Here is a 22,072-nt window from a genome sequence, read left to right as displayed (position 1 = left end):
GCAGGGCAAGACAGTGACGGAGCGGGAAACTAACGTAAGGATAGTGTTAATGTGTTGTTTTATAATGACTAAATCATGATGGTGCTCTCAGGTTCGCCCCTGTTGCTGACACTTCTTAACAGTTCAGAACAGGGGTAACTGATTGATCTTGAGATAAACGGCGGAAAGATGCCGTAAACCTATTTTTGCCGTGTAAGCATTGCGAAAAAGTCCGGTTTTCAGCGGCAGTGGCGGCTTTTTATGGCATCTGAAACATCGGCGGCCAGTGCCGCAATCAGTTTCTGTTGCGCGGTGATAAGTTCCGGCACGCCACCCGTCACGGCAATCTGATGCTGTGCGCGACAGGTCAGCATTTTTGCATCTGCGCCAAAACGCAGTTGCCAGCGGGCTGTCAGGCTGGCGTGACGTTGCGGCCAGGCATCCAGTTGCTGCACGGTTACGCGCAGGGTGATAACCGGTTTATCGGGCGGCGGTGTCAATTCGCGGATGTCTGTTGTATTCAGCGAGCGTTCAAGCTGCGCCGACAGCGCACTGCGTATTTCCTCCGGCAGCGGCGCGGCCCACAACGTGCTATCCGATATCACGATTTCGCCGTCACTTTTACGTATCACCAGTTGCGGCTGATTAAGCTGTTCAGGCACGGTCACCGGTTGCACGCGCAGCACAAATGCAGCCGGTGGTATCGCAGATGGCGCATTCTCCGCAGGTGTGATCAGGGTGTAATAATGAGGCGCAGGAGAGGCGCAACCGCTTAACCCCAGCAGGAGGCAAACCCCGGTTATCACGCGGAGGACATTCATGGTTGCTCCTTATTTTCATTGTTTCTGCCGGCGATCAGCGCCTGTGGCTGGCGCGTGAGCAGGCCGGTGAGGGTGCGCAGGGAATATAATGTCCGCTGGAATTCGGCCAGCGTTTGCAACAGCGGGGAGTCCGCTGCCAGCAGGGTTTGTGCGCTGCCCATCGTCTGATCGAACTGGCGCAGGGTTTGCGTGGTTTGTGGCAGAACCTGACGGTTCACCTGAATCAGCGTCTGATTGAGATTGCCCAGTGTGGCATTCAGATTGCTGCCAATCGACTCAATGGGCATTGTCGATAACTTGCCAATCAGTGTCGCGAGCTGTTCCTGCAGGTGATCAAAGCCGCCATTGAGTGTGGGGATCTGCAACGGACGCGCAGTCATATCAAAAGACACCGGCAGCGCCGAAGGCACAAAATCGAGCGAGATATACAACTGTCCGGTGAGCAGATTGCCGGTGCGCGCCTGCGCCCGCAGTCCGTGTTTCACCATGTCGCGCAGGAACGTGGCAGCCTGCTGCTGGCCGTCTTTTTCAGGTTTCGGCAGTTTCTCCTGCACATGTCCTAAGCGGTTCGGATACACCTCAATCGTCACCACCGAGATAAACCGTGAAGCGGCAGGGTCGTAATCGAGCTCAATCGCCGTGACTTTCCCGAGCTTCACGCTGGAAAACTCCACCGGCGCGCCGGTTTTCATGCCGCGCAGCGACTGCTGGAAGCGCAACTGCAACACCTGCGGCGTGCCGTCCGGCGGGGTCATTGCCGAGGCCTGATCGTCTGCCAGCGTATATACGCGGTGGCTGGCTGCCGGTTTTGCCGTGCTGTCGTCGGGCGGATTGGCAAACGCGATGCCCCCGGCAATCACCGACGCCATGGTCTGCGTTTTGATCTGCAAACCTTCAGAATCGAGCGATAAATCCACGCCGCTGGCATTCCAGAAACGGGTGGCGGAAGTGACGAACCGGTCATACGGCGCATCGATAAATACGTTCAGGCTGACGCCTTTGCCGTCAGGGCGCAGCGCATAGGAAGAGACCCGCCCGACCGGCACGCGGCGGTAATACACCGCCGAACCGATATCCAGTGAACCCAGATCGTCGGCCACCACTTCAAACTGTTTGCCGGGCATCCCGTTGATCACCGCCGGGGGCGATTCCAGTCCCTGAAAGTCACTGCCGGATTTCTGCGATGTGCCGGTATCAAGGCTGATATACGCGCCGGAAAGCAGGGTATCGATACCCGATACGCCGCCCATGCCGATGCGCGGACGCACGACCCAAAAACGGGTGTCCTCCCTGGGCAGATTTTCGGCGTTTTTCATCAGTGAAACGGTGACCAGCACGCGGCGGCTGTCGGGGCTGAGCGAAATCGATTTCACCCGCCCGACCGTGACGTCTTTGTATTTCACTTCGGTTTTACCGGCTTCTAATCCGCTGGCGGTCTGAAAAGTAATGGAGATTTCCGGGCCGGTATCCGCCCAGACCTGTAACAGCAAAAACAAACCCACTGATGCCGCTATGGCGGGCACCAGCCAGATCAGCGAGGGGCGAAAACGGCGCGGGACAATGTCCGGCGGGGGTGAAGCGTGTTCAGTCATTATTCTGATTTTCCCAGAGCAAACGCGGGTCGAACTTCAGGGCAGCCAGCAGGGTGAAGATCACCACTGCGCCAAAAAAAACAATACCGATGCGCGGTTCGGCAGTGCTGAGGCCGGGGAACTGCACCAGCGCTGCGATCATCGCGACCACCATCACATCGAGCATCGACCAGTAACCGATATGTTCCGTCAGGCGGAACAGGCGCGAGCGACGAAGCTGACCGGAAGCGGGACGTCGTTGTACCGCGATCAGCAGCCCGCCGAGGATCAGGAACTTGGCACACGGCACGACAATGCTGGCGGTAAAAATGATCGCTGCGATGATGTAATCACCGGCATCCCAGAACCCGGCAATACCGCCCAGAATGGTGCTTTCACTGCCGCGACCGGCAAAACTGTTGTACATCACCGGCAGTAAATTGGCGGGCAGATACAGCAACAGCCCGGTGAGCAGCAATGCCCATGACTGGCTGAGGCTGTCCGGCAATCGCGGATGCAGCGGCGCATGGCAGCGCGGACACGGCAACGCCCGCACGCCAGGCACCTGTTCGCAGGCCAGTCCGCAGACATGACAGCGCACGATGCCCTGCGTTAATGCGTGCGGAACCGGCGTCATTCGCGCTGGCCTTTTAGCGTTTTGAGGCTCCACAGCGGGTGGAAATCCTGATGGTTGATCACCGGTAATAACAGGCACAATCCGAGCAGCGCCCATGTGCCGGGGCCAGGGGTGATTTGCACCAGTCCCGAGAGTTTGATGGCGGCGATAAGAATGCTCAGCAACGCCACTTCCGCCATGCTCCAGGGCGCCAGCCCGGCCAGCAAACGCATCGCAGAAGCGAGTCCCGGCGCGGCTTTTTTCCGGCAGGCGTGCCATAACACCCAACCCAATAAGACAATTTGCAGACACGGACAGACGATGATCAGCATGGCCAGCGGAATGGCCAGTGGCGATGCGTAGCTGTACGCCAGCGCCATCGCGGTTTGCCACAACGTTGCCGCCTGCACCTGACCATGAAACTGAATTTCCAGCACCGGAAAGGCATTGGCGATAATGAAAAACAGCGCGGCGGTGACCGTCAGCGCAAACCATTGTTCCAGACTCAGCCAGCTTCCCCGATACAGTACGGCACGGCAACGCTGGCAATGTGCGGCCTCGCCGGACCGCACAGGTTTTCGGGTATACAGACTGTCGCAATGTTTGCAAACGACCTGCTGCGGATAGATTTTCATGGTGATGTCCTGTGTCCTGCCGTCACTTATTTCAGTTGTGCCTGCAACTGTTCCGCGCCTTTATCCAGCCCGGTTTCGGCCGCACTCAGCGCACCCCAGGTCGCGCCAATGTTCAGCGAGTTCGGGTATTGCTTCGCGATATAAGCCTTCAGCAACTGATTGGAGGGGGCGTCATAAATTTCCACCGCATAACTCACGGAGCCGGTGAATGAACCCTGTTTGCCGCGCACTGACTGCACGATGTTGTACGGCCCGCCCATCAGATCAAAGCGGGTGAACGTGCCCAGAAACGCGGTGGTGGTTTGTGCGCCGGTGAGCGTCAGCCGGATGCGTAAGGTGCCTGGGGTAATAGCGTTGGTCAGCGGGAAACGCCCGCCGACACTTTTGCCGAACTGCTGCTGCATGTACGCCGCCAGTTGCTGTTTTTGCTCCGCCGTGACGTCATCAAACTGGGCATCCTTGCCCTGATAAATCACCACCGGATCGAGGATCGCGCGGCTGTATTTATTCCAGTCCGTCGGGGTGTTGTAGCTGTATGCGATATGGCCTGAATCGTCCTGGGTATCAGGTTTCATTTGTGGAGAAGAGGTGACCCCGGTGTAGGGCACAGGCTGGGTACTCGCGCACCCGGTGAGAAAACCCAAAGAAATCAAAGCCGCCAGAGAATAGCCGTGAACGGATGCAGACATTTTTCCTACCTTTTTAAGAATCGTCGCGGGACGTCGGTTTCGGTTTATTTCAAAACCGTACGGTACGGTTCATTTATGGGGTAATAAAATTCCCATGTCAAGAAAATGTACAGGTGGGTTTAGTTTTGAGGAGAAGGTCACAAGGCGTAAAAAAGGCGTCATGTTTGCACATGACGCCTATGATGTTGTCCGTTCGGGCGTTATCGGTTAGAAATCGACGTTCACGCCCAACTGGAAGCTGCGACCCGGCATCACAGCCAGCGCTTTGTTGTACTCATCCTGATTGGTGGTTTCGGTCAGGGTGCGGCTGCTCAGGTAATCCCAGTATTTGCGGTCGGTGATGTTATAAACGCCACCGCTGAGTTTCACGTTCTTCGCGACTTTCCAGTAGGCCGTTGCATCCACCATACCGTAGCCCGGCACATTCATGTATTCGGTGGTGGAACCCGTGATTGGCGTCCCGGCATTGGTGTAGCTCTGGCGGCTGGTCGCTTCGGCTTTTTTACCTTTCACGAAGGTGGTGGTCAGGGCGGTGCCGTAGATGCCGGATGGCGCATCCCATGCCACGCCAGCCACAAACTTCATTGGCGGCACGCTGTCGAGGTCAACATATTTGTCGCCATCGTAGCTGGATTTCGATTCACCCTTGGCATAACCCAGTGCGAAGGTGGTGCTCAGGCCATCAACGCTGCTGAACCAGGTACCGTAGTTAATTTTGGTACTCAGATCGCCACCGTAGATAAAGGCTTCATCGCGGTTTTCTGCCTGATAAATCGTATAAATATTGGAGGGCACATTGGTGAACATACCCGGGCTGCCCGCGCGGGTGTAGCGGGTGTTAGCAATGAAGTTTTTGTAGGTGTTATAGAAGAGAGAAGTCTTGAAGGTCACGCCTTCCGTGGCTTCGCCTTTCATGCCCCATTCAAAGTTATTGCTGGTTTCGGTTTTCAGATTAGTGTTACCGATCAGCGCGTACTGACCACGGCCTGCGTAGTTAGAACCGAGGTTCCAGGAGCCGTAAAGCTGGCTGGCATCCGGGAACTGGGCACCGCGCTGGTACTGCAGGTAAGTCATCAGCTTAGGGGTGATGTCATAGGTGAAGGCCAGTGATGGCAGGGCCTGTGTATCGGAGTTGGCTTTACCGTACAGGGTGGAAACCTGATCTTCAGAAACAATGCTGTTGGACAAGTCTGACAGGTTTTCTGCCTTGGTATTCTGATACGCGACACGCACCGCAGGCACCACAGAGAAGTTATGGCCGTCGAGGTCAAACTTGATGGTGTCTTGCAGGAAGCCGCCGAGGATATACGTCCGGCTGTTAGCTTCCGGCTGCATGATAGTCGTGAAAGCACTTTGATCCGGGCTTTCGCGGAACGGACGTTCAGTGTTGGACACGCGGCCGTTGATACCGGCACTCAGCTCATGACGACCCAGCGTTTTTAGCCAACTGGTCTCCGCGCCGTAGGTGTTCACGTCATAGTTTGAGTAGACGTTCATCATCTGCTTACTTTCGTTTGGCAGATAGGTGTTGTCGTGTGCCTGGGTGTACTGGTAATACACTTTCGAGACGATGGCATCCACGTAATCGTTGAATGGCGTCCATTCATCTTTCAGGCTCGCGCCCCAGCGGCGGGTGTTACTTTGCTGTTGTGCGGTACCCAGAATCGCGCTGCCAGCATTGTTCCAGGTATCGTAATGGGTGTGGTTCACTTTCTCGTAGTAATCGAGGGTGCCGGTGATTTTATGCGCATCATTCGGCTGCCAGATGACCGACGTCATAATGGCGTCAGAGTGCCAGTTGGCCGGATACGCATCGAGCGTATCGCTGTTGTTGCTGGTTTCCTGGCCGTCGCGGCGGCTGATGGCGATCAGGCCCCGCAGGGTTTCGTCACCGGCGGCAGCGGTGATGCCGTTGTGCCAGGAACGATCCGAAGAATCATAATCAGACTGGTAACCGAAATAGACTTCCTTGCCCGGACGCAGGTAATCGTCGGCAGATTTTGGCAGGAAGGAAACGGCACCGCCGATGGAGGTGTTGGCGCGATCGGCTGATGTGGCGCCGGATTCAATATCCACCTGACCGTAAATATACGGGTCGATGTAATCGCGGCCAATACCAAAGGTATTCAGGCCCGCACGGCTGACGTAGCTGCGCCCGGTAGCGTTTGGCTGCGGAATACCGTCGACGTCAATACCGACGCGGTTGCTTTCCAGGCCACGGATGTTATAGCCGGTATAACCGCTGCGGTCGAAGCCGCTTTTGCCATTGCCGGAGCCGCCACTCGCGCCGGTCGCGGTGATCAGCGGCTCATAACGCATGATAGTGCCGAAATCATTACCGCCTTTTCGCTGCATTTCTGCCGCCGTGATGGTGGTTTTCGAGCCCGGTTTTTTATCCGGCATCGTTTCGGTGACAGTCATGACTTCTTCATTGTTCTGCGCCAGATCCTGCGCGGTACGCACCGCCGGTTTTTTTTTGATGGCTTCAGAAGATTGCGTATTGCTTGCTGTGAGATCGGTATTGTCTTTAACGGCTTCCGCTGCATTTACGTTAAAGGTGGTGGTGAGAATCGTCCCCATGAAAATGACGTTTTTCACCAAACCCTGCTGTGTAAAGGATTTGAACATTTGTTATAAGTCCTGGACTAATTTTTTTAAGTTCTGCTCGCATTTACTGCCTTTCGACAAATCAGACGCGCTGGTCATCTGCATGCAATTCTTCCGTGAAAGGCCATTGTCCTTATAAAATATGGGTTTATTTAACATCCGCACCCATTTCGGCTTCGTGAGAATGATAATGATACTGATAATTGTTATCAACAAAATGATAAAAAAAATGTAGTTCTTAACGAAATCTTTGCAATCCGTCTTTCGAAACGGGCCAGGGGGGCGCGGCTTTACAAGCCGGAAAGGCATGGTTAGAGTGGGTATAAATAGAAACTGTACCGTACAGTTAAGGAGTGAAAATGAAAGTACGTACCGAGGCCAGAAGGGATGCGATTGTGGATGCCGCGGCGGAATTATTTCAGGAGTGCGGCTACGAGCGTGCTTCGATGAATGAGCTTGCCCGGCGGCTTGGCGGATCAAAAGCCACACTTTACAATTACTTTCCCTCCAAAGAATCGCTGCTGGTGGCGGTGGTTAAAGCCTACGCCACCGGGCATCTTTCCGATGCCGTTGACGGGCTTTCCGCCCCCTTGCCTGATCTGCCGCTGGAAACGGTGCTGACCCGTTTTGGTGAAAGAATGTTGCTGGTGCTGACCAACGACGGTACCGCGCTGGCGGTATACCGGATGGTGATTGCCGAAGCCGGGCGTTCTGACATCGGCATGTTGTTTCACGATGCCGGTCCGGGTGAAGCCATCGAATCACTGGCGGCATTTTTAGCGCTGGCGATGCAAAAAGGGCAACTCGGCAATGCTGATGCCGATTTGCGCGCGCGCCAGTTTCTGGCGCTGGTGACGGCGCAAACCAATATGCGTTTGTACCAGAGCGACCCTGCGCCACTGGACGTCATCGAGATCAAGCAACTGGTGAAAAACGCCGTCGAGATGTTCCTGTACGGCGCCGTGCGCTAGCCATTCTTCCTCCTGCCACTGCAATCCGAAGCCATCCACGCGATGGCTTTTTTGTTTTTCCTTACACTTTGCGGGATTGCAGAAAACATGACTAAGATATATCTTTCGGCAAACCTTATCGCAAAAGAGAGAACGTGATGGCACAACATCGCACTGAAACCCCTGCCGCAAACCTGCCGGTCCGGGTCAAAAACGAACTGGTTTTCCGTCATATCACGGTAAAAAGCAGTGAAACGATTTCCGGCTGTTTTAAACGCATTGTATTAAACGGCGACGAGCTGACCGGGTTTACGTCACGCGGCTTCGATGACCACATCAAACTGTTTTTCCCGGCGAATCCGGGGGATGCCATTACACCACCCGCTGCAACCGAAGAAGGGATTGTGTGGGGCGAAGGGCCGCGTCCGCTGAACCGCGAATACACGCCGCTGCATTACGATGCACAGACCAACGAACTGACGCTGGATTTCTATATTCACGACGGGGGTGTCGCCAGCGAATGGGCGGCTGATGCGAAGCCGGGCGATAAACTGATCATCGGCGGGCCACGTGGTTCACTGATCATCCCGACCACCTATAAATGGCAGTTGTATGTCTGCGATGAAACCGGTCTTCCGGCGGTGAAACGCCGTCTGCGTGAGCTGAAACAGGCGGCGTCTGACGCCAAAATCACCGTGCTGGTGAAAGTGAAAGACGTGAGTTGCGTCAGCTATTTAGAGGATGAACAAGACTTCAACATTGAATGGATTGTCAGCGATGAGCACAACGGTTATCAGGAAGATGACGCGGCGGTTAAAAAACTGAAAAGCCTGCCGCTGCCAGAAAGCGATTACTACATCTGGGTCACCGGTGAAGGGAAATTCGCCAAAGGGCTGAATGATTATTTCGTGGAAACCCGTGGATTGGATGCGAACCTGGTGCGTTGTGTGGCCTATTGGCATAATAAATAACGATGATGAATCATAAACACCGCCGCGAAAGAATGTTCGAAACGGGGGATATCCGCCTGCTGATGCTGCATTTTTTGCAGCGGCGTCCCGCCCACGGTTATGAGCTGATCAAGGCCATCGAAGAATTATCCAAAGGTGAATACACGCCGAGCGCCAGTATCATTTATCCGAACCTGACCTTTTTAGAAGAACAGGGGTTGATTTCGGCCAGCCAGGAAGAGGGCGGTAAGAAGCAATATGCGATTACACCGGAAGGTTCGCAATCGCTGGCTGAACAGGGAGAACTGCTCGGCTCAGTGACGGAGAAACTGCATTCGCTGGCGATTTTATCCAACAATCGCAGCATTCCTGAAATGCAGCGCGCGATAAACAATATCCGCATGGCGCTTAACCTGCGGCTGGCGAAAGGCCCCATCGGACAGGAGACACTGTATAAAATCACCGATGCGTTGGACCGGGCGACAAAAGAAATCGAGCGCAGTTAGCCGTACCTCAGAAAGCAAAAAGCCTCCGGATGGAGGCTTTACTGTCCCAGTATTGTCACTTATCTTCCGGCCACGGGGTCAGTATTTCATAACCATCTTTCGTCACCGCAATCATATGTTCCCATTGTGCGGACAACGAATGATCTTTAGTCACCACGGTCCAGCCATCGGGCAGGACTTTGTTTTGTTTTTTACCGGCATTGAGCATCGGCTCGATGGTAAATAACATGCCTTCCTGCAATACCAGCCCGTGACCTTGCTCGCCATAATGCAGCACCTGCGGATCTTCGTGATAACCCATGCCGATGCCGTGACCGCAATACTCTTCCACAATGGAAAAACCTTCGCGTTTCGCCACCGCAGCAATCGCAAAGCCGACGTCGCCGAGTGTTGCGCCGGGACGTACCACTGCAATACCGGCCATCATTGCTTCATAGGTGGTATCCACCAGACGGCGCGCCATAATGCCGGGTTCACCGGCGTAATACATACGGCTGGTATCGCCGTACCAGCCGTCTTTGATCAGCGCCACGTCGATGTTAACAATGTCGCCTTTTTTTAGCGCCTTATCGGAAGGAATGCCATGACAAATCACGTGGTTGACGGAGGTGCAGGTGGTTTTCTGATAGCCGTGATAACCGATATTGGCCGGTATCGCCTGCAATTCGTTGACGATAAAATCGTGGCAGATGCGGTCCAGTTCGTTGGTCGTAACGCCTGGCACTACGTACGGCGTGATCATATGCAACACGCGCGCCGCCAGTTTACCGGCGATACGGGCTTTATCGATGCCTTCCGGCGTTTTGACCATGCGGTTATTGTTGACGAAATACCTGCTGTCTAAACCATTATTCATTGCTTGCCTTCCTGTGTGTGCCACCCACGTTTAACAGCGTGCGGATACTTCCGGTGTTTTCTTCAGATTCCATGCTGCACTGCACCAGCAATTGCGAAATCTGGCTGTGCGTCATATCAGGATGGGTTTCCATCAGCATGCCAATCTTCATCCAGTGCTCGGCCTGTGCGTTCATCGAACGCGTATAAGCCATGCTGGCAATACGCAAATTCTCGTGCATCAGTTCTGAAATCTTAATGATACCCATGGGCTTGCCTCGGTAGTATACGAATCATATATGTTTTATATACTACGCAAAGCGAAAACGAAACTCAACCGGCGTGTTTCATGACACCTTTCGGAAAATGGCGTATATTGTGTTGATTTTTCAAGCTCTTATCCCAAATTTTAAATCCAAAAGGTTCACATGAAATCTACAAGTAAGTTACTTATCGGCCTTGTCTGTGTCATGGCGCTTTCTGGCTGCGCGCGTACCGAGCCGGTAACGACGCCGCATACCACGCTGGCAACCCATAATTCAGAAAGTCAGATCAGAACCGCTATTATCGACGCAGGGCAAAAACGTGGCTGGATAATGACGGATGGCGCACCGGGCGTGATTAACGGTCATCTGAATAACCGTGAACACAAAGCAGATATCCGTATTACCTATGACACCCGCGGCTACACCATTAATTATGTCGGCAGCACCAATCTGCTGGCCGGGAAAGGCGAGATTCACCGCAGTTACAACCATTGGGTGAATAATCTCGACAATGATATTCAGATTCGCCTGGCGTCCAGTGCCACAAAATAGTTAAGTGTTAAGGGGGCGTGGTATTGGCTCTTAACAGAAAGTAAAACGCCTCCGCTGAACAGACGGAGGCGTTTTCGCTATATGGCCGGGTTTAGTGGCGCTTACTGGCCCGAGGACTCTTTTTTCATCGCGTCTTTGGACATGGAATCTTTCGACATGCTGTCTTTCTTCATGTGATCTTTCGACATGCAGTCTTTGCCCATACTGTCTTTCGCCATAGTGTCTTTGCTCATGCTGTCTTTTTTCATGCAGTCTTTTGACATATGGCCCATGGTGTCTTTCTTCGCCATTGCGTCAGCGGCATAGGTGGTGCTCACTGCGCCCATCATCAGGCAAGCAGACATCATCATTATGGTTAACTTTTTCATGGTAAATCCTTCTCTATAGGTTTGATGTACAAAGGGTGTTGTGGAGAGTGTTCAGCTTCCGCCGAACCAGTTGTAGCCCTGATCTTCCCAGTAGCCACCGGTAAATTTATTGGTAATTTCAATCACTTCGATGTGTTTCGGATTCTTGTAGCCGAGTTTGGTCGGCATCCTCAGCTTCATCGGGAAGCCGTATTGTCGCGGCAAAATCTGGCCGTCATAGGTCAGCGCCAGCAGGGTTTGCGGATGCAGTGCCGTCGCCATATCGATACTGGTGTAATACGCGTCGGCGCATTTAAAACTGACATATTCCGCCGTGAGATCTGCCCCGATCAGGCGCAGAAAATCGCCGAACGGCACGCCGCCCCATTTACCAATCGCGCTCCAGCCTTCGACACAAATGTGTCGCGTCACCTGACTGACCTGCGCCATTTTGTACAGCGTCGGCAGTGACCATTCGCGTTTATCCAGTGCCAGACCGGCGATTTTCAGGCGGTAAGCGTTGCCGTCGACTTGTGGCGCGTCGTCTTCGGCGTAAAAAGCGTTAAACGGAAACGGACGGGTGATCATCGATTCGGCATACACCGGCGCGAGGCGTGTTGAACCGAACAGCCAGCCCTGCACGCGGTCATTGAAACCGGAGATTTTGCCCAGCGCATTTTCCACGCTGGCGTTATCGCTGATATCGCAACCGGTCAGCATCGCCACGCCGCCGAGTGTCAGTCCGCGTTGTAAAAACAGGCGGCGGGAGGGCGCATCCAGTTCGCGGATAATCTGTTTTTTCGCTTCCTGTAAAATCGCTTCGCTGTCGGAAGGACTGAAAATCTGGCTGAGGGTTCTTTTAACGATGTTTTTCATCATGTCTTCCTTAACGCCCGCGGATCATGGCAATCAGGGTTTTCGGCACCAGCGCCACCATCACGATATGCAACACCACAAATCCCACCAGTGAAGCCATCGCCAGAAAATGCACATAACGCGCGGTATCAAAGCCGCCCATCAGTTCGCGCAGCAGCGGGAATTGCACCGATTTCCACACCACCAGCCCGGAAAGCACCAGCACGATGCCGTCGAACATCACGAACACATACGCCGCACGTTGCACCATGTTGTAGTGCCGTAAATCGTCGTGTTTCAGCTTGCCACGCAGGGCAGCCCGCAAATCATTGAAGATGCCGCGTGGCGTCAGCGGCCAGAATTTCTGTTTCATCCGGCCGGTAAAAATGTTCATCAGCAGATAAAACAGGCCGTTAAAACCGAACAGCCACATACCGGCGAAATGCCACTGAATACCGCCGCCGAGCCAGCCACCCAGTGTCACCGCTGGCGGGAAATCAAAATCAAACAGGGGTGATGCGTTATAAATCTGCCAGCCGCTGGTCACCATAATCAGCACCGCCAGCGCATTCAGCCAGTGGGTCAGCCGCAGCCACAAAGGGTGCACCGTGGCCGGTTTGGATTTTGCCTGATGAGGTAATTCCGTGTGTATTGTCATAATGAAGTCCGGCTGTCCGCCCTGTGATGTAGCGAGTATTGAGCGGATTTGTTCCCCGAGACCTCACGCAAAGTTAAATAAAATGTGATAACTCGCAGACGGTTGCTTGTGTAGACTCAAACCATTAGGAAACGCCACGTTTTTGGGATAACACATGGATAAGACGAAGAAGATCCTGATCGTTGAAGATGACGGGGATATCGCAGAACTGCTCAGCCTGCATCTGCGTGATGAAGGTTATGAGATTACCCACGCCGCCGACGGCAATCTGGGGGTGGCACATCTGGAGAAGGGCGGCTGGGACGCGCTGATCCTCGATCTGATGCTGCCGGGCGTTGATGGTCTGGAAATCTGCCGCCGTGCGCGCAATATGACGCGGTATACGCCGATCATTATTATCAGCGCGCGTTCCAGCGAAGTACATCGCGTGCTCGGGCTGGAACTGGGGGCGGACGATTATCTGGCGAAGCCGTTCTCTATGCTGGAACTGGTGGCGCGGGTCAAGGCGCTGTTCCGGCGGCAGGAAGCGATGAGCCGTAATCTGAAAATGGATGCCGGAACGCTGAGCTTTTCCGGGCTGGTGATCGACCCGATTGCGCGTGACGTGATGCTCAATCATCAGTCTGTCGAGCTGACGCCCCGCGAGTTTGACCTGTTGTATTTCTTTGCCAAAAATCCCGGCAAAGTATTCTCGCGACTCAGCCTGTTAAATCAGGTCTGGGGCTATGAACACGAAGGGTATGAACATACGGTGAACACCCATATCAACCGGCTGCGCATCAAGATAGAAACCAATCCGGCCGAGCCGGAACGGATTCTGACCGTGTGGGGAAAAGGCTATAAATTCGTGTCCTCTTCTGAGGCGTCACAAGGGTAAATCATGAAAAATCTCACGCTGGCGCAAAGACTGACTCTGGTGTTTATGGTGCTGCTGATCGCCTGCTGCGCGCTTTCCGGCTATATGCAGGTGCGTTCCAGCAACCAGTACAGCCAGTCGGTGATCCAGCGTCTGTCGGCCAATCTGGCGACGCAGATCGCGGCGAATAATCCGCTGCTCAGTCAGGGCGATTGGGATCCGAAAGCGGTCCATACGCTGTTTGATCAGCTGATGGCGGTGAATCCGAGCGTTGAGGTGTATCTGCTCGACAAAGACGGCAATATCGTCGGCAATGCGGCGCCTCCGGGACGCTTGCAACAGCAGAAAATCGATTTAGCACCGGTGAATGCGCTGCTGCACGGCGCGAAAATGCCGGTATATGGCGACAATCCGCGTGACCCGCAAACCCCTCAGGTATTCAGCGCCGCGCCGTTGCAGGTAGACGGTGTGACCAAAGGCTATGTGTATATCGTGCTTCTCGGCGATGAATACACCGCACTGACCAGCGACGCGCAGTATCAGTCGGCGATTTCTCTGGCGCTGCGGTCTATGGGGCTGGTGGCACTGTTTGGCCTGCTGGCCGGTGCGCTGGCGTTCCGTTGGGTGACGCGCCCGGTGCGTAAACTCACGGCGCAGATTGCACAACTCGATTCCGGCGGCATGGACGCAATTCAGGCGCTGGCGAAAACGGATACTCCGGCCGGTGCCGCCCGCGATGAAGTCACACAGTTACAGCAGGCGTTTGTCGCGCTGGCAAAACGTATCGACCAGCAATGGCAAAGTCTGATGGTACAGGATCAGCAGCGGCGGGAATTTATCGCCAATATTTCTCATGACCTGCGCACGCCGCTGACCTCCCTGCATGGCTATCTGGAAACGTTGTCGGTGAAAGCTGAACATCTGACCAACGAAGACCGGCAGCGTTATCTGAATATTGCCCTGACGCAAAGTAAAAAAGTCGGGCGGCTGGCGCAGGAATTATTTGAACTGGCACGGCTGGAATATGGCGTGGTGAAACCGCAGAAAGAACCTTTCTCGCTGAGTGAACTGGTGCAGGATGTTTTCCAGAAATTTGAACTGGCGACTGAAACGCGCGGGCAAAAATTACTGGCGGATATCACGCCGGGTATTCCGCTGGTGAATGCCGATTTAGGCATGATTGAACGGGTGCTGACTAATCTGCTGGATAATGCGATTCGTTTTACACCGGAAGGCGGCGTAATCGAAATAAAACTGTGGAAACAGGAAGGGCAGGTGATGGTACAACTGAAAGACAGCGGACCAGGCATTGCGCCGGAGCTGAAAGACAGCCTGTTTGTGCGTCCGTCAATCCTCAGTACCAATAAACACCGTGCTGGCGGGCTGGGGCTGATGATCGTGCGCCGTATTCTGCAACTCCACGGCAGCGATATCCGGCTGATTGAACAACCGAAACACGGTGCCTGTTTTCAGTTTTCCGTACCTGTTTAAATTCCTGATTTTTAATTTCCGTCAGGGTATGAATGCCGTGGCGGAATTAACGTAATGTTTCATCATTAAGTTATTGTGATGTATTCATTAGTGTTAAATAATTATTATTTTTTTGATATAAACCAAAAAGGTTTAGCGCGTGAATTTAAACGGTACTTTTTGATCTTCGGCAGTAAATATATATTCAATCCGGCGATGAAAATAATTTTCTCATTATGTGGAATATTTATTTACCTGGATAAAAATATGTCTAAGAAAGAAAGCCATCCTCAAAATAATAACGTGCACGACCTCCGGTCTGCGATTGCATTTTTAGAAAGCCTGCCAGGCGAAATGGTCAGTACCGATGTGGAAGTGGATCCGCATGCGGAACTCTCCGGCGTGTACCGCTATGTCGGTGCCGGGGGAACCTGTGAACGTCCGACCCGTAAAGGCCCGGCGATGATGTTTAACACCATCAAAGGTTTTCCGGGGGTGCGTGTGGTCACCGGCCTGATGTCTACCCGCGAACGTGTGGGCTATCTGCTGAACTGTGCGCCGGAAAAACTCGGTTTTCTGCTGAAAGATTCGGTGAAAAACGCCATCGCGCCCGTGGTTGTGGATCGCGGCACGGCACCCTGTCAGGAAGTGACGTATCTGGCGGATGATCCGAATTTTGACCTGCGCACCTTGCTGCCTGCACCGACCAATACCGAAGAAGATGCCGGTCCGTATTTCACCATGGGCATGTGCTATGCCTCTGATCCTGAAACCAAAGAATCCGACATTACCATCCACCGCCTGTGCATTCAGAGCCGCGACGAACTGTCGATGTGGCTGACCCCGGGTCGCCATATTGATGCTTTCCGCGAAAAAGCCGAGCGTGCGGGTAAACCGCTGCCGATTTCCATCAGCATCGGCGTTGATCCGGCGATTGAGATTGCCGCCTGCTTCGAGCCACCCACCACGCCGCTGGGCTTCAACGAACTGAGCATTGCCGGTGCATTACGCGGGAAAGCGGTGGAACTGACGCACTGTGTTTCCATCGACGAAAAAGCCATTGCCCACGCCGAAATCGTGATTGAAGGCGAACTGCTGCCGGACGTGCGTGTCCGTGAAGATCAGAACACCAACACCGGCAAAGCGATGCCTGAATTCCCGGGCTATACCGGTGAAGCCAAAGCCGCGCTGCCGGTGATTAAGGTGAAAGCGGTGACGCATCGCCGCAATCCTATCCTGCAAACCACGCTTGGCCCGAGCGGCGAACACGTCAGCATGGCCGGTATTCCGACCGAAGCCAGTATTCTGGATATGATCGACCGCGCCATGCCGGGACGTGTGCTGAATGTGCATGCGCACACCTCCGGTGGCGGTAAGTTACTGGCGGTGCTGCAATTTAAAAAATCCTCACCGGTGGATGAAGGCCGTCAGAGACAAGCCGCGCTGCTGGCGTTTGCAGCCTTTTCCGAGCTGAAACACGTGATTCTGGTGGATGAAGATGTGGATATTTTCGATACCGATGACATCCTGTGGGCGATGCAAACCCGCTATCAGGGCGACGTGGATACCGTCACTATTCCGGGTGTGCGCTGCCATCCGCTGGATCCTTCGCAACATCCAGCCTACAGCCCAGGTATTTTGCAGGAAGGTATGTCATGCAAAACTATTTTCGACTGCACAGTGCCGTTTCATCTGAAAGCCCATTTCGAACGTTCCAAATTTAAAGACGTCGATGTGAAGAAATTCCTGCCTGATTTTAAATATTAATACATGTGCCCTTCATACTTCGCATTGCAGTGCGAAGTATGAAGGGCGGAGAGGTGAAATGAAGAGAAGGCGGATAATTGTCGGCATCAGCGGGGCTTCGGGATTTCAGTATGGAATGAAGGCACTGGAAATATTGCGCGATATCGATATCGACGTGCACCTGATTATCAGTAAAGGTGCCGAAGTGACACGTAGTCTCGAAACCGATATCGGGCGGCAGGATGTGATCCGGCTGGCCGATGACGTGCATTCCATTAATAATCTTGGGGCGTCGGTATCCAGTGGTTCTTTTAAAACCATCGGGATGATTATCGCGCCGTGTTCGATGAACACTCTGGGGTCTGTTGCTCACGGACTCACCAGTAACTTACTGACACGCGCCGCAGATGTCGTATTAAAAGAGCGGCGCAGGTTAGTATTAATGGTCAGAGAAACGCCGTTGAATCTGTCGCATCTGAAAAATATGCAGGCGGTGACGGAAATGGGCGGGATTATTTTCCCGCCGGTTCCCGCCCTGTACCATAAACCTGAAAGCGTGGATGATATTATTCACCACAGCGTGGCACGTGCTCTGGATTTATTTGACCTGGATGTTGGCAATATTAAGCGCTGGGGCGAAGACCGATAAACAGCACAGAGCGAAATACCTCAAATTTGTGGAGTTAACATGTTAATTGGACCTATTGTTAACAGCGGTGCCATTATTCTTGGCGGCCTGTTAGGGGGCTTTCTTGGCGTAAAAATGCCAGAGCGCTTGCGAACCTCGCTGCCCCAGACCTTCGGTTTGTGCTCGATGGCGCTTGGCGTCGTACTGCTGGTGAAAATGCACAGCATGCCGGTAGTGATTTTATCGGTGATCCTCGGTGCGGCTATCGGAGAACTGTTTTATCTCGAACGCTATATTGCCCGTCTTGGGAATATGGCACGCGGTATCGCTTCGAAATTTGCGCCGGATACCGGCATGGACCATAACGTTTTTACCGAGAAATTCGTGGCGATTATTGTGCTGTTTTGCGCCAGTGGCACCGGGATTATCGGGGCGATGACCGAAGGCATGACGCATGATCCGAACATCCTGTTCGTAAAAGCCATCATGGATTTATTCACAGCTGCGATTTTTGCTACGGTGCTGGGTTATGCCGTTGCACTGATTTTTATTCCGCAGTGGATTGTGCAGTTTCTTATCGCCTCGGCAGCGGTGTCTATTTTGCCGCTGACCAATGCTGAAATGATGGGTGATTTCACCGCAGCAGGCGGTTTTATTATGCTGGCGGCCGGTTTTCGCATCAGCGGAATTAAATCTATCGCAGTAGGAAATTTATTACCGGCGTTAATTCTGGTCATGCCCATTTCCCACTACTGGAGCCTGTTTATCCGCTGACGGATGTCCGCACAAGCCACTTCCCCGTGAAGTGGCTTTTTGTATACTGGGCGTCACGCGGCCAGACTGACAGGAAGGGAAAGAAAGATGGATCTCAAAAGAATGCGCTATTTCTGTACCATCGCTGAGCAGGGCTCGATCAGCAAAGCGGCGAAAGTGCTGAATATCGCACAGCCTCCGCTCGGAAAACGCCTGCATGAGCTGGAAGAAGAAATCGGTTCGCCGCTGTTTATCCGCACCAGCAAACAAATGGTACTCACTGAAGCCGGACGCTTTCTGTATCGCAAAACCAGCGACATCCTCAATCAGGTTAACAGCGTCACCAGACAAGCCATCGATATCGCCTCGCAAAAAAAACGCCCGGTGCGTATCGGCGTTTCTTACCTTTATCTGCGCTATTTCAACACCGTTTTTCTTGAGCTGTACCGCAAAAACCCGGACTGGGATCCGAACATTTTAGTGTCCGAATCGACCAGTCTGGAAGAGCTGGTGATGAACAAAACGCTGGATATGGCGATGATCCAGACGCCCGCCGACGTGCGTTCTTTCTACGTGCGTGAATTCGAGCCGATAAAACTGGTCGCGGTGGTGTCCGGCGAACTGGCGAGCACGCTGCCGGAACGCACGCTTTCTTTTGCTGATCTCTCCGGTTTCCCGCTGGTGATGCTGCACCGCATGGGCGGCGAGGGGACGTATGAAGTGCTGCTCAACCGACTGTATGAAGAAGTGAAAGACGTGAATGTGATCATGAAAGTGTCCGAACCCCGGATGGTGATCGAGATGTTCCGCGACGGTCTGGTCGGTGCGGCGCTGATGCCGGGATCTGAAGTGGGTGAGAGCCGTCACTTCCGCAGCTTTGAAATCGAACAGAAGGGGAAACTTTTCCGTCCGGCCATTATTACCCTGCACACTGAAAAAGATTCTTTTTTGCCCGAGGCGTAGATTTTGTAAAGTCAGGAAAGAGTGAACTATAATCCCCACTCTTCATGCTGACTGGACGACCAGAGACTCAGCCATACAGATGCAGGGACGACCTTGCGTGTTTTAAGGACATTTTATGGCCTGGGTTTATCTGCTTTTCGCCGGTATTTTCGAAGTGGTCTGGTCGACCGCGATGAAAGAATCTCACGGTTTCACCCGTCTCATTCCCAGTATGCTTACGGTCTTCTTCATGATACTCAGCGTCGTTTTGCTGGCGATTTCCATGAAAACGCTGCCCCTCGGCACGTCTTACACCGTCTGGGTAGGCATCGGCGCCATCGGCGCTTTCATTCTCGGTGTTGTGATGTTTGGCGAAAGCCTTAATCCGCTGCGGGTCATCGCCGTCCTGCTGATTTTTTCAGGCGTAATTTTGCTGAAAGTAGCGACGAAAGGATAGAAGCGGCAACGCGGAACATGACAAAGCCGCTCTGTAAAAGGAGCGGCTTTTTTTTACATCTTACTCACTGCGCTCAAAGAGAGTCCTGAATATCTGCTGAGAAACCGGCACCAGCCCGACTTTCAGGCCAAATGGTCTAAACAGTTTGTTGATGATGTCAGGCGTGTAATTTCCCTTATCATTTTCCACTTCTGATAGCGTCTTACGTGACACTGTCACTAATTTCCCAAAGGCGTCTTGTTTTAACCCCAGCACCGTAATCCTCAGTGCTTTTAGTGCTTGTCCCTGCGTGATTTCACCCAAAAGTAACGCCCGCATGATGTCGAGCCGGGCTTGATTTCGGTCATTGGTGCTGACGGGTTTCGTCAGGTTCGACACTCTTCGCTGGGCTTGTTTTTTTCCCGTGGAAGATGTTTCTTCCTGAGCCAGCATTTGTCCGGCGTCACGCCGCACATGATTCGCCTCATTTTGTTTAGCCCGTATTTTATCAATGGTATTTCTCGCAGAGTTTGCGGCAATCTCTGGTTCTTTCATAACAACCCCCAGCGGCGTAACTTTTCAGGAATAAAACTGAAACTTATCGCGGGCATGTTCAAAATTTGCTGCGGTATGCCACGGGCTTCCAGCCGCTCTTTCAGTCCCGACAGTTGATGTGACGTGTTTTTAAGTGCCGAAAGTAATGTTTCTGCCGGGACAAGATCATCGAGTGATTGTGCAATGCCGGGATAATCGTATTCACCGCCGATTTCCAGCGGAGCCTTCCATTTCGTCGTTCTGGCAATACCTTCCGGATCGGCTTTCATCGGCGCAAAATCGTAGATTGGTGCAAGCCGGATGCTGCGTTCATCTTTCAGGAAAGAGGTGTTACGCCCATGATTATCGCTGTTACCAAAAATAATATTGAGCAGATCTCGTCGTACCCATTCAGTCACAAACCCCGGGATATCAAAATCAAAACCTTGTTCTGTCACCATATGACTGTGTGAAATCTTATCGATCAGTGCACGGAGGGTTTCTTCATGATACAGCGTCACACCGGGCGCTTTGCGCAGGAGTGAATAGACTGATTCCATTCCGAAACGTCTGATAAGTCCTTCCTCTTCAAAAGAAATATCAAAACGCGGAAGCCAGAGTGACGGATAAGTCAGCCCTTCTTCCAGCCGCATGTTTTGCGTCGGGATCGTGTCAAACCCCATGGCTTCAAGCTCATGGTAGAAATAGAATTCTGCCCGAAGAATATTGCAGTCTACCTCTGTTCTTGCGCCACGGGGATATTTGACCAAATAGGGAATGTCCCGGTTGGCAGTGTCATTCTGGTAGGTATCAATCCAGATTTGCTGTTCCTGACTACAACGCAGCAACAGCTTTGGTGCTTCGCCCCCGGCGCCTGTCGCGCCACCGGCAGCCGCACCGCGTTGTTGTGCGTAGTCCAGAAAGTCACCCGCCCGGTTTTTAACATCTTCTATAGTGAAGAAAAGTTTTTCAGCCAGCGGATTATATTCCGGTAATGATTCTTTTATGCGCAGATTGCCAACAGGGGACAAGGTGCCATGTTTGAGCAAAATGAAATTTTGCTGATCGGCTGTCAGTCCTTCGAGATCGAGATAGTTTGCCCAATAGCGGCGACTTGAACCGCTGGGAATAATATCATCAAGAAACTTCAGCCAACCCCGCTCATCGTCACCATCAAAAAACAAAGAGACGGGGTGATTCAACGATGCGGCATGGTTATCGTCACGATCAAGGTTATCAATAGCGTAATCCGAATGATAATTCAGTTCGGTCAGACGATAGTTATTCTGCTCACTGCCGGGAAAAGTGATGTTAGCAATATCAACCCAGGTATTATTGAGGAAAGCTTGTAACGTTAAAAATTCCATATGGGCTCCCATTAGTGTATGAGTGGTATATTACTCATTATCCAATGAGAGTCCATTTAATGTTACCTAAATAACTCATTAAAGGTTTTTTAAAGCAATAATGAGTGATATCCCACTCATTATGTTTTTTACCCCAATGACAAAGCCGCTCTGTAAAAGGAGCGGCTTTTGTTTTTATCTCAGGACTTCAGCAAATCATTTGTACAACACGGCAGTGCCGTGAAGACGGTTCTGACCACCGGCTTCGATGATTTTATAAGAGGTTGCACCGGCGGCAGCAGCTTTGGCTGCGAAGGTGGATTCCAGGCCCTCTAATGTATTGCCAGAAGCAGATACAGTGCCGATTTCAGCGGCGAAGCTACCGAAAGAAACCGTGGCGAGTGCAGCAGCAACAACGAAAGTTTTGATAGATTTCATGATGTCATTCCTTCTCAATGTTTGTTTGGGGAAGGCCATGTGCCTTCGATGAGAAGAAGAATAACGCCGTGGGATTAGAATGAATAG

At 52.7% G+C, this 22,072-nt stretch carries 25 protein-coding genes; 11 read left to right on the top strand and 14 right to left on the bottom strand.

What is annotated here, in order from left to right; genetic code table 11:
* Positions 1 to 218 precede the first annotated feature (218 nt).
* The 6 genes from HGO41_RS04650 to HGO41_RS04625 form a co-directional block, all read right to left on the bottom strand.
* Positions 219 to 800: a PqiC family protein gene (locus HGO41_RS04650; RefSeq protein ID WP_250980818.1), complete on the bottom strand. Its 582-nt coding sequence runs from the start codon at positions 798 to 800 to the stop codon at positions 219 to 221.
* Positions 797 to 2,392 carry a PqiB family protein gene (locus HGO41_RS04645; RefSeq protein ID WP_217147546.1) on the bottom strand — a complete coding sequence of 532 codons (1,596 nt, stop codon included), beginning with the start codon at positions 2,390 to 2,392 and terminating at the stop codon, positions 797 to 799. The genes HGO41_RS04650 and HGO41_RS04645 overlap by 4 nt, the downstream gene beginning before the upstream one ends.
* Positions 2,385 to 3,008 carry a paraquat-inducible protein A gene (locus HGO41_RS04640; protein ID WP_013578088.1) on the bottom strand — a complete coding sequence of 208 codons (624 nt, stop codon included), beginning with the start codon at positions 3,006 to 3,008 and terminating at the stop codon, positions 2,385 to 2,387. Before HGO41_RS04640 ends, HGO41_RS04645 begins: the two co-directional genes overlap by 8 nt.
* Positions 3,005 to 3,622 (bottom strand): paraquat-inducible protein A, encoded by a 618-nt coding sequence (locus HGO41_RS04635; RefSeq protein ID WP_119262336.1) that lies wholly within the window; start codon positions 3,620 to 3,622, stop codon positions 3,005 to 3,007. Before HGO41_RS04635 ends, HGO41_RS04640 begins: the two co-directional genes overlap by 4 nt.
* A gap of 26 nt (positions 3,623 to 3,648) precedes the next feature.
* Positions 3,649 to 4,311, bottom strand: coding sequence for a DUF3313 domain-containing protein (locus tag HGO41_RS04630; protein ID WP_013578090.1), 663 nt, complete (start codon positions 4,309 to 4,311; stop codon positions 3,649 to 3,651).
* 207 nt (positions 4,312 to 4,518) lie between these two features.
* Entirely contained in the window at positions 4,519 to 6,891 is a 2,373-nt protein-coding gene (locus HGO41_RS04625) for a TonB-dependent receptor domain-containing protein (RefSeq protein ID WP_502947377.1), read from the bottom strand.
* Positions 6,892 to 7,277: 386 nt separating this feature from the next.
* Here HGO41_RS04625 and HGO41_RS04620 point away from each other — a divergent pair, with 386 nt between their 5' ends.
* The 3 genes from HGO41_RS04620 (at position 7,278) to HGO41_RS04610 (ending at position 9,324) form a co-directional block, all read left to right on the top strand.
* Positions 7,278 to 7,889 carry a TetR/AcrR family transcriptional regulator gene (locus HGO41_RS04620; protein ID WP_013578092.1) on the top strand — a complete coding sequence of 204 codons (612 nt, stop codon included), beginning with the start codon at positions 7,278 to 7,280 and terminating at the stop codon, positions 7,887 to 7,889.
* Between the two features lie 137 nt (positions 7,890 to 8,026).
* A complete protein-coding gene (locus HGO41_RS04615) occupies positions 8,027 to 8,839 on the top strand; it encodes a siderophore-interacting protein (RefSeq protein ID WP_250980817.1) in 813 nt (270 codons plus the stop codon).
* A 2-nt stretch (positions 8,840 to 8,841) separates the two neighbouring features.
* A complete protein-coding gene (locus HGO41_RS04610) occupies positions 8,842 to 9,324 on the top strand; it encodes a PadR family transcriptional regulator (RefSeq protein WP_223509528.1) in 483 nt (160 codons plus the stop codon).
* Positions 9,325 to 9,379: 55 nt separating this feature from the next.
* Here the strand turns inward: HGO41_RS04610 and map are convergent, their stop codons facing one another.
* Both map and HGO41_RS04600 read right to left on the bottom strand, forming a co-directional pair.
* On the bottom strand, positions 9,380 to 10,135 hold the full coding sequence (gene map / locus HGO41_RS04605; protein ID WP_041673469.1) for a type I methionyl aminopeptidase: 756 nt from the start codon (positions 10,133 to 10,135) through the stop codon (positions 9,380 to 9,382).
* Between the two features lie 37 nt (positions 10,136 to 10,172).
* On the bottom strand, positions 10,173 to 10,427 hold the full coding sequence (locus HGO41_RS04600; protein ID WP_013578096.1) for a ParD-like family protein: 255 nt from the start codon (positions 10,425 to 10,427) through the stop codon (positions 10,173 to 10,175).
* A gap of 159 nt (positions 10,428 to 10,586) precedes the next feature.
* On the opposite strand from HGO41_RS04600, the gene HGO41_RS04595 reads away from it, so the two are divergent.
* Entirely contained in the window at positions 10,587 to 10,976 is a 390-nt protein-coding gene (locus HGO41_RS04595) for a hypothetical protein (RefSeq protein ID WP_013578097.1), read from the top strand.
* Positions 10,977 to 11,077: 101 nt separating this feature from the next.
* Here HGO41_RS04595 and HGO41_RS04590 read toward each other — a convergent pair whose 3' ends face one another.
* From HGO41_RS04590 to HGO41_RS04580, 3 genes are read right to left on the bottom strand one after another with little or no spacing between them, the layout of a single operon-like run.
* On the bottom strand, positions 11,078 to 11,344 hold the full coding sequence (locus HGO41_RS04590; protein ID WP_013578098.1) for a pentapeptide MXKDX repeat protein: 267 nt from the start codon (positions 11,342 to 11,344) through the stop codon (positions 11,078 to 11,080).
* A gap of 51 nt (positions 11,345 to 11,395) precedes the next feature.
* Entirely contained in the window at positions 11,396 to 12,199 is an 804-nt protein-coding gene (locus HGO41_RS04585; RefSeq protein ID WP_013578099.1) for a molybdopterin-dependent oxidoreductase, read from the bottom strand.
* A gap of 10 nt (positions 12,200 to 12,209) precedes the next feature.
* Positions 12,210 to 12,836 (bottom strand): cytochrome b/b6 domain-containing protein, encoded by a 627-nt coding sequence (locus tag HGO41_RS04580; RefSeq protein WP_037032786.1) that lies wholly within the window; start codon positions 12,834 to 12,836, stop codon positions 12,210 to 12,212.
* A 154-nt stretch (positions 12,837 to 12,990) separates the two neighbouring features.
* On the opposite strand from HGO41_RS04580, the gene HGO41_RS04575 reads away from it, so the two are divergent.
* The 7 genes from HGO41_RS04575 (at position 12,991) to HGO41_RS04545 (ending at position 19,688) form a co-directional block, all read left to right on the top strand.
* On the top strand, positions 12,991 to 13,713 hold the full coding sequence (locus tag HGO41_RS04575; RefSeq protein WP_013578101.1) for a response regulator transcription factor: 723 nt from the start codon (positions 12,991 to 12,993) through the stop codon (positions 13,711 to 13,713).
* 3 nt (positions 13,714 to 13,716) lie between these two features.
* A complete protein-coding gene (locus HGO41_RS04570) occupies positions 13,717 to 15,183 on the top strand; it encodes a sensor histidine kinase (protein ID WP_014416645.1) in 1,467 nt (488 codons plus the stop codon).
* Positions 15,184 to 15,429: 246 nt separating this feature from the next.
* Positions 15,430 to 16,929, top strand: a complete 1,500-nt coding sequence (locus HGO41_RS04565) for a UbiD family decarboxylase (protein ID WP_013578103.1) — start codon at positions 15,430 to 15,432, stop codon at positions 16,927 to 16,929.
* Between the two features lie 58 nt (positions 16,930 to 16,987).
* A complete protein-coding gene (locus HGO41_RS04560) occupies positions 16,988 to 17,557 on the top strand; it encodes a UbiX family flavin prenyltransferase (protein ID WP_121019887.1) in 570 nt (189 codons plus the stop codon).
* Between the two features lie 39 nt (positions 17,558 to 17,596).
* Positions 17,597 to 18,310, top strand: coding sequence for a DUF554 domain-containing protein (locus HGO41_RS04555; RefSeq protein ID WP_250980816.1), 714 nt, complete (start codon positions 17,597 to 17,599; stop codon positions 18,308 to 18,310).
* 87 nt (positions 18,311 to 18,397) lie between these two features.
* Complete coding sequence (locus tag HGO41_RS04550; RefSeq protein ID WP_014416647.1) at positions 18,398 to 19,252, top strand: LysR family transcriptional regulator; 855 nt, start codon at positions 18,398 to 18,400, stop codon at positions 19,250 to 19,252.
* A 115-nt stretch (positions 19,253 to 19,367) separates the two neighbouring features.
* Positions 19,368 to 19,688: a DMT family transporter gene (locus HGO41_RS04545; protein ID WP_013578105.1), complete on the top strand. Its 321-nt coding sequence runs from the start codon at positions 19,368 to 19,370 to the stop codon at positions 19,686 to 19,688.
* A 60-nt stretch (positions 19,689 to 19,748) separates the two neighbouring features.
* Here HGO41_RS04545 and HGO41_RS04540 read toward each other — a convergent pair whose 3' ends face one another.
* From HGO41_RS04540 to HGO41_RS04530, 3 genes are all read right to left on the bottom strand, one after another.
* The gene (locus tag HGO41_RS04540) at positions 19,749 to 20,222 is read right to left on the bottom strand and encodes a helix-turn-helix transcriptional regulator (RefSeq protein WP_013578106.1); all 474 of its coding nucleotides are present in this window, start codon (positions 20,220 to 20,222) and stop codon (positions 19,749 to 19,751) included.
* On the bottom strand, positions 20,219 to 21,568 hold the full coding sequence (locus HGO41_RS04535; RefSeq protein WP_013578107.1) for a type II toxin-antitoxin system HipA family toxin: 1,350 nt from the start codon (positions 21,566 to 21,568) through the stop codon (positions 20,219 to 20,221). Before HGO41_RS04535 ends, HGO41_RS04540 begins: the two co-directional genes overlap by 4 nt.
* A gap of 195 nt (positions 21,569 to 21,763) precedes the next feature.
* Complete coding sequence (locus HGO41_RS04530) at positions 21,764 to 21,985, bottom strand: YdgH/BhsA/McbA-like domain containing protein (protein WP_014416648.1); 222 nt, start codon at positions 21,983 to 21,985, stop codon at positions 21,764 to 21,766.
* Between the last annotated feature and the right edge of the window lie 87 nt (positions 21,986 to 22,072).

Source organism: Rahnella sp. CG8 (genome assembly GCF_023701875.1).
Classification (GTDB): domain Bacteria; phylum Pseudomonadota; class Gammaproteobacteria; order Enterobacterales; family Enterobacteriaceae; genus Rahnella; species Rahnella aceris.
Note: the sequence above shows the minus strand (reverse complement) of the source record. Positions and strands in the feature narration are given on the sequence as shown.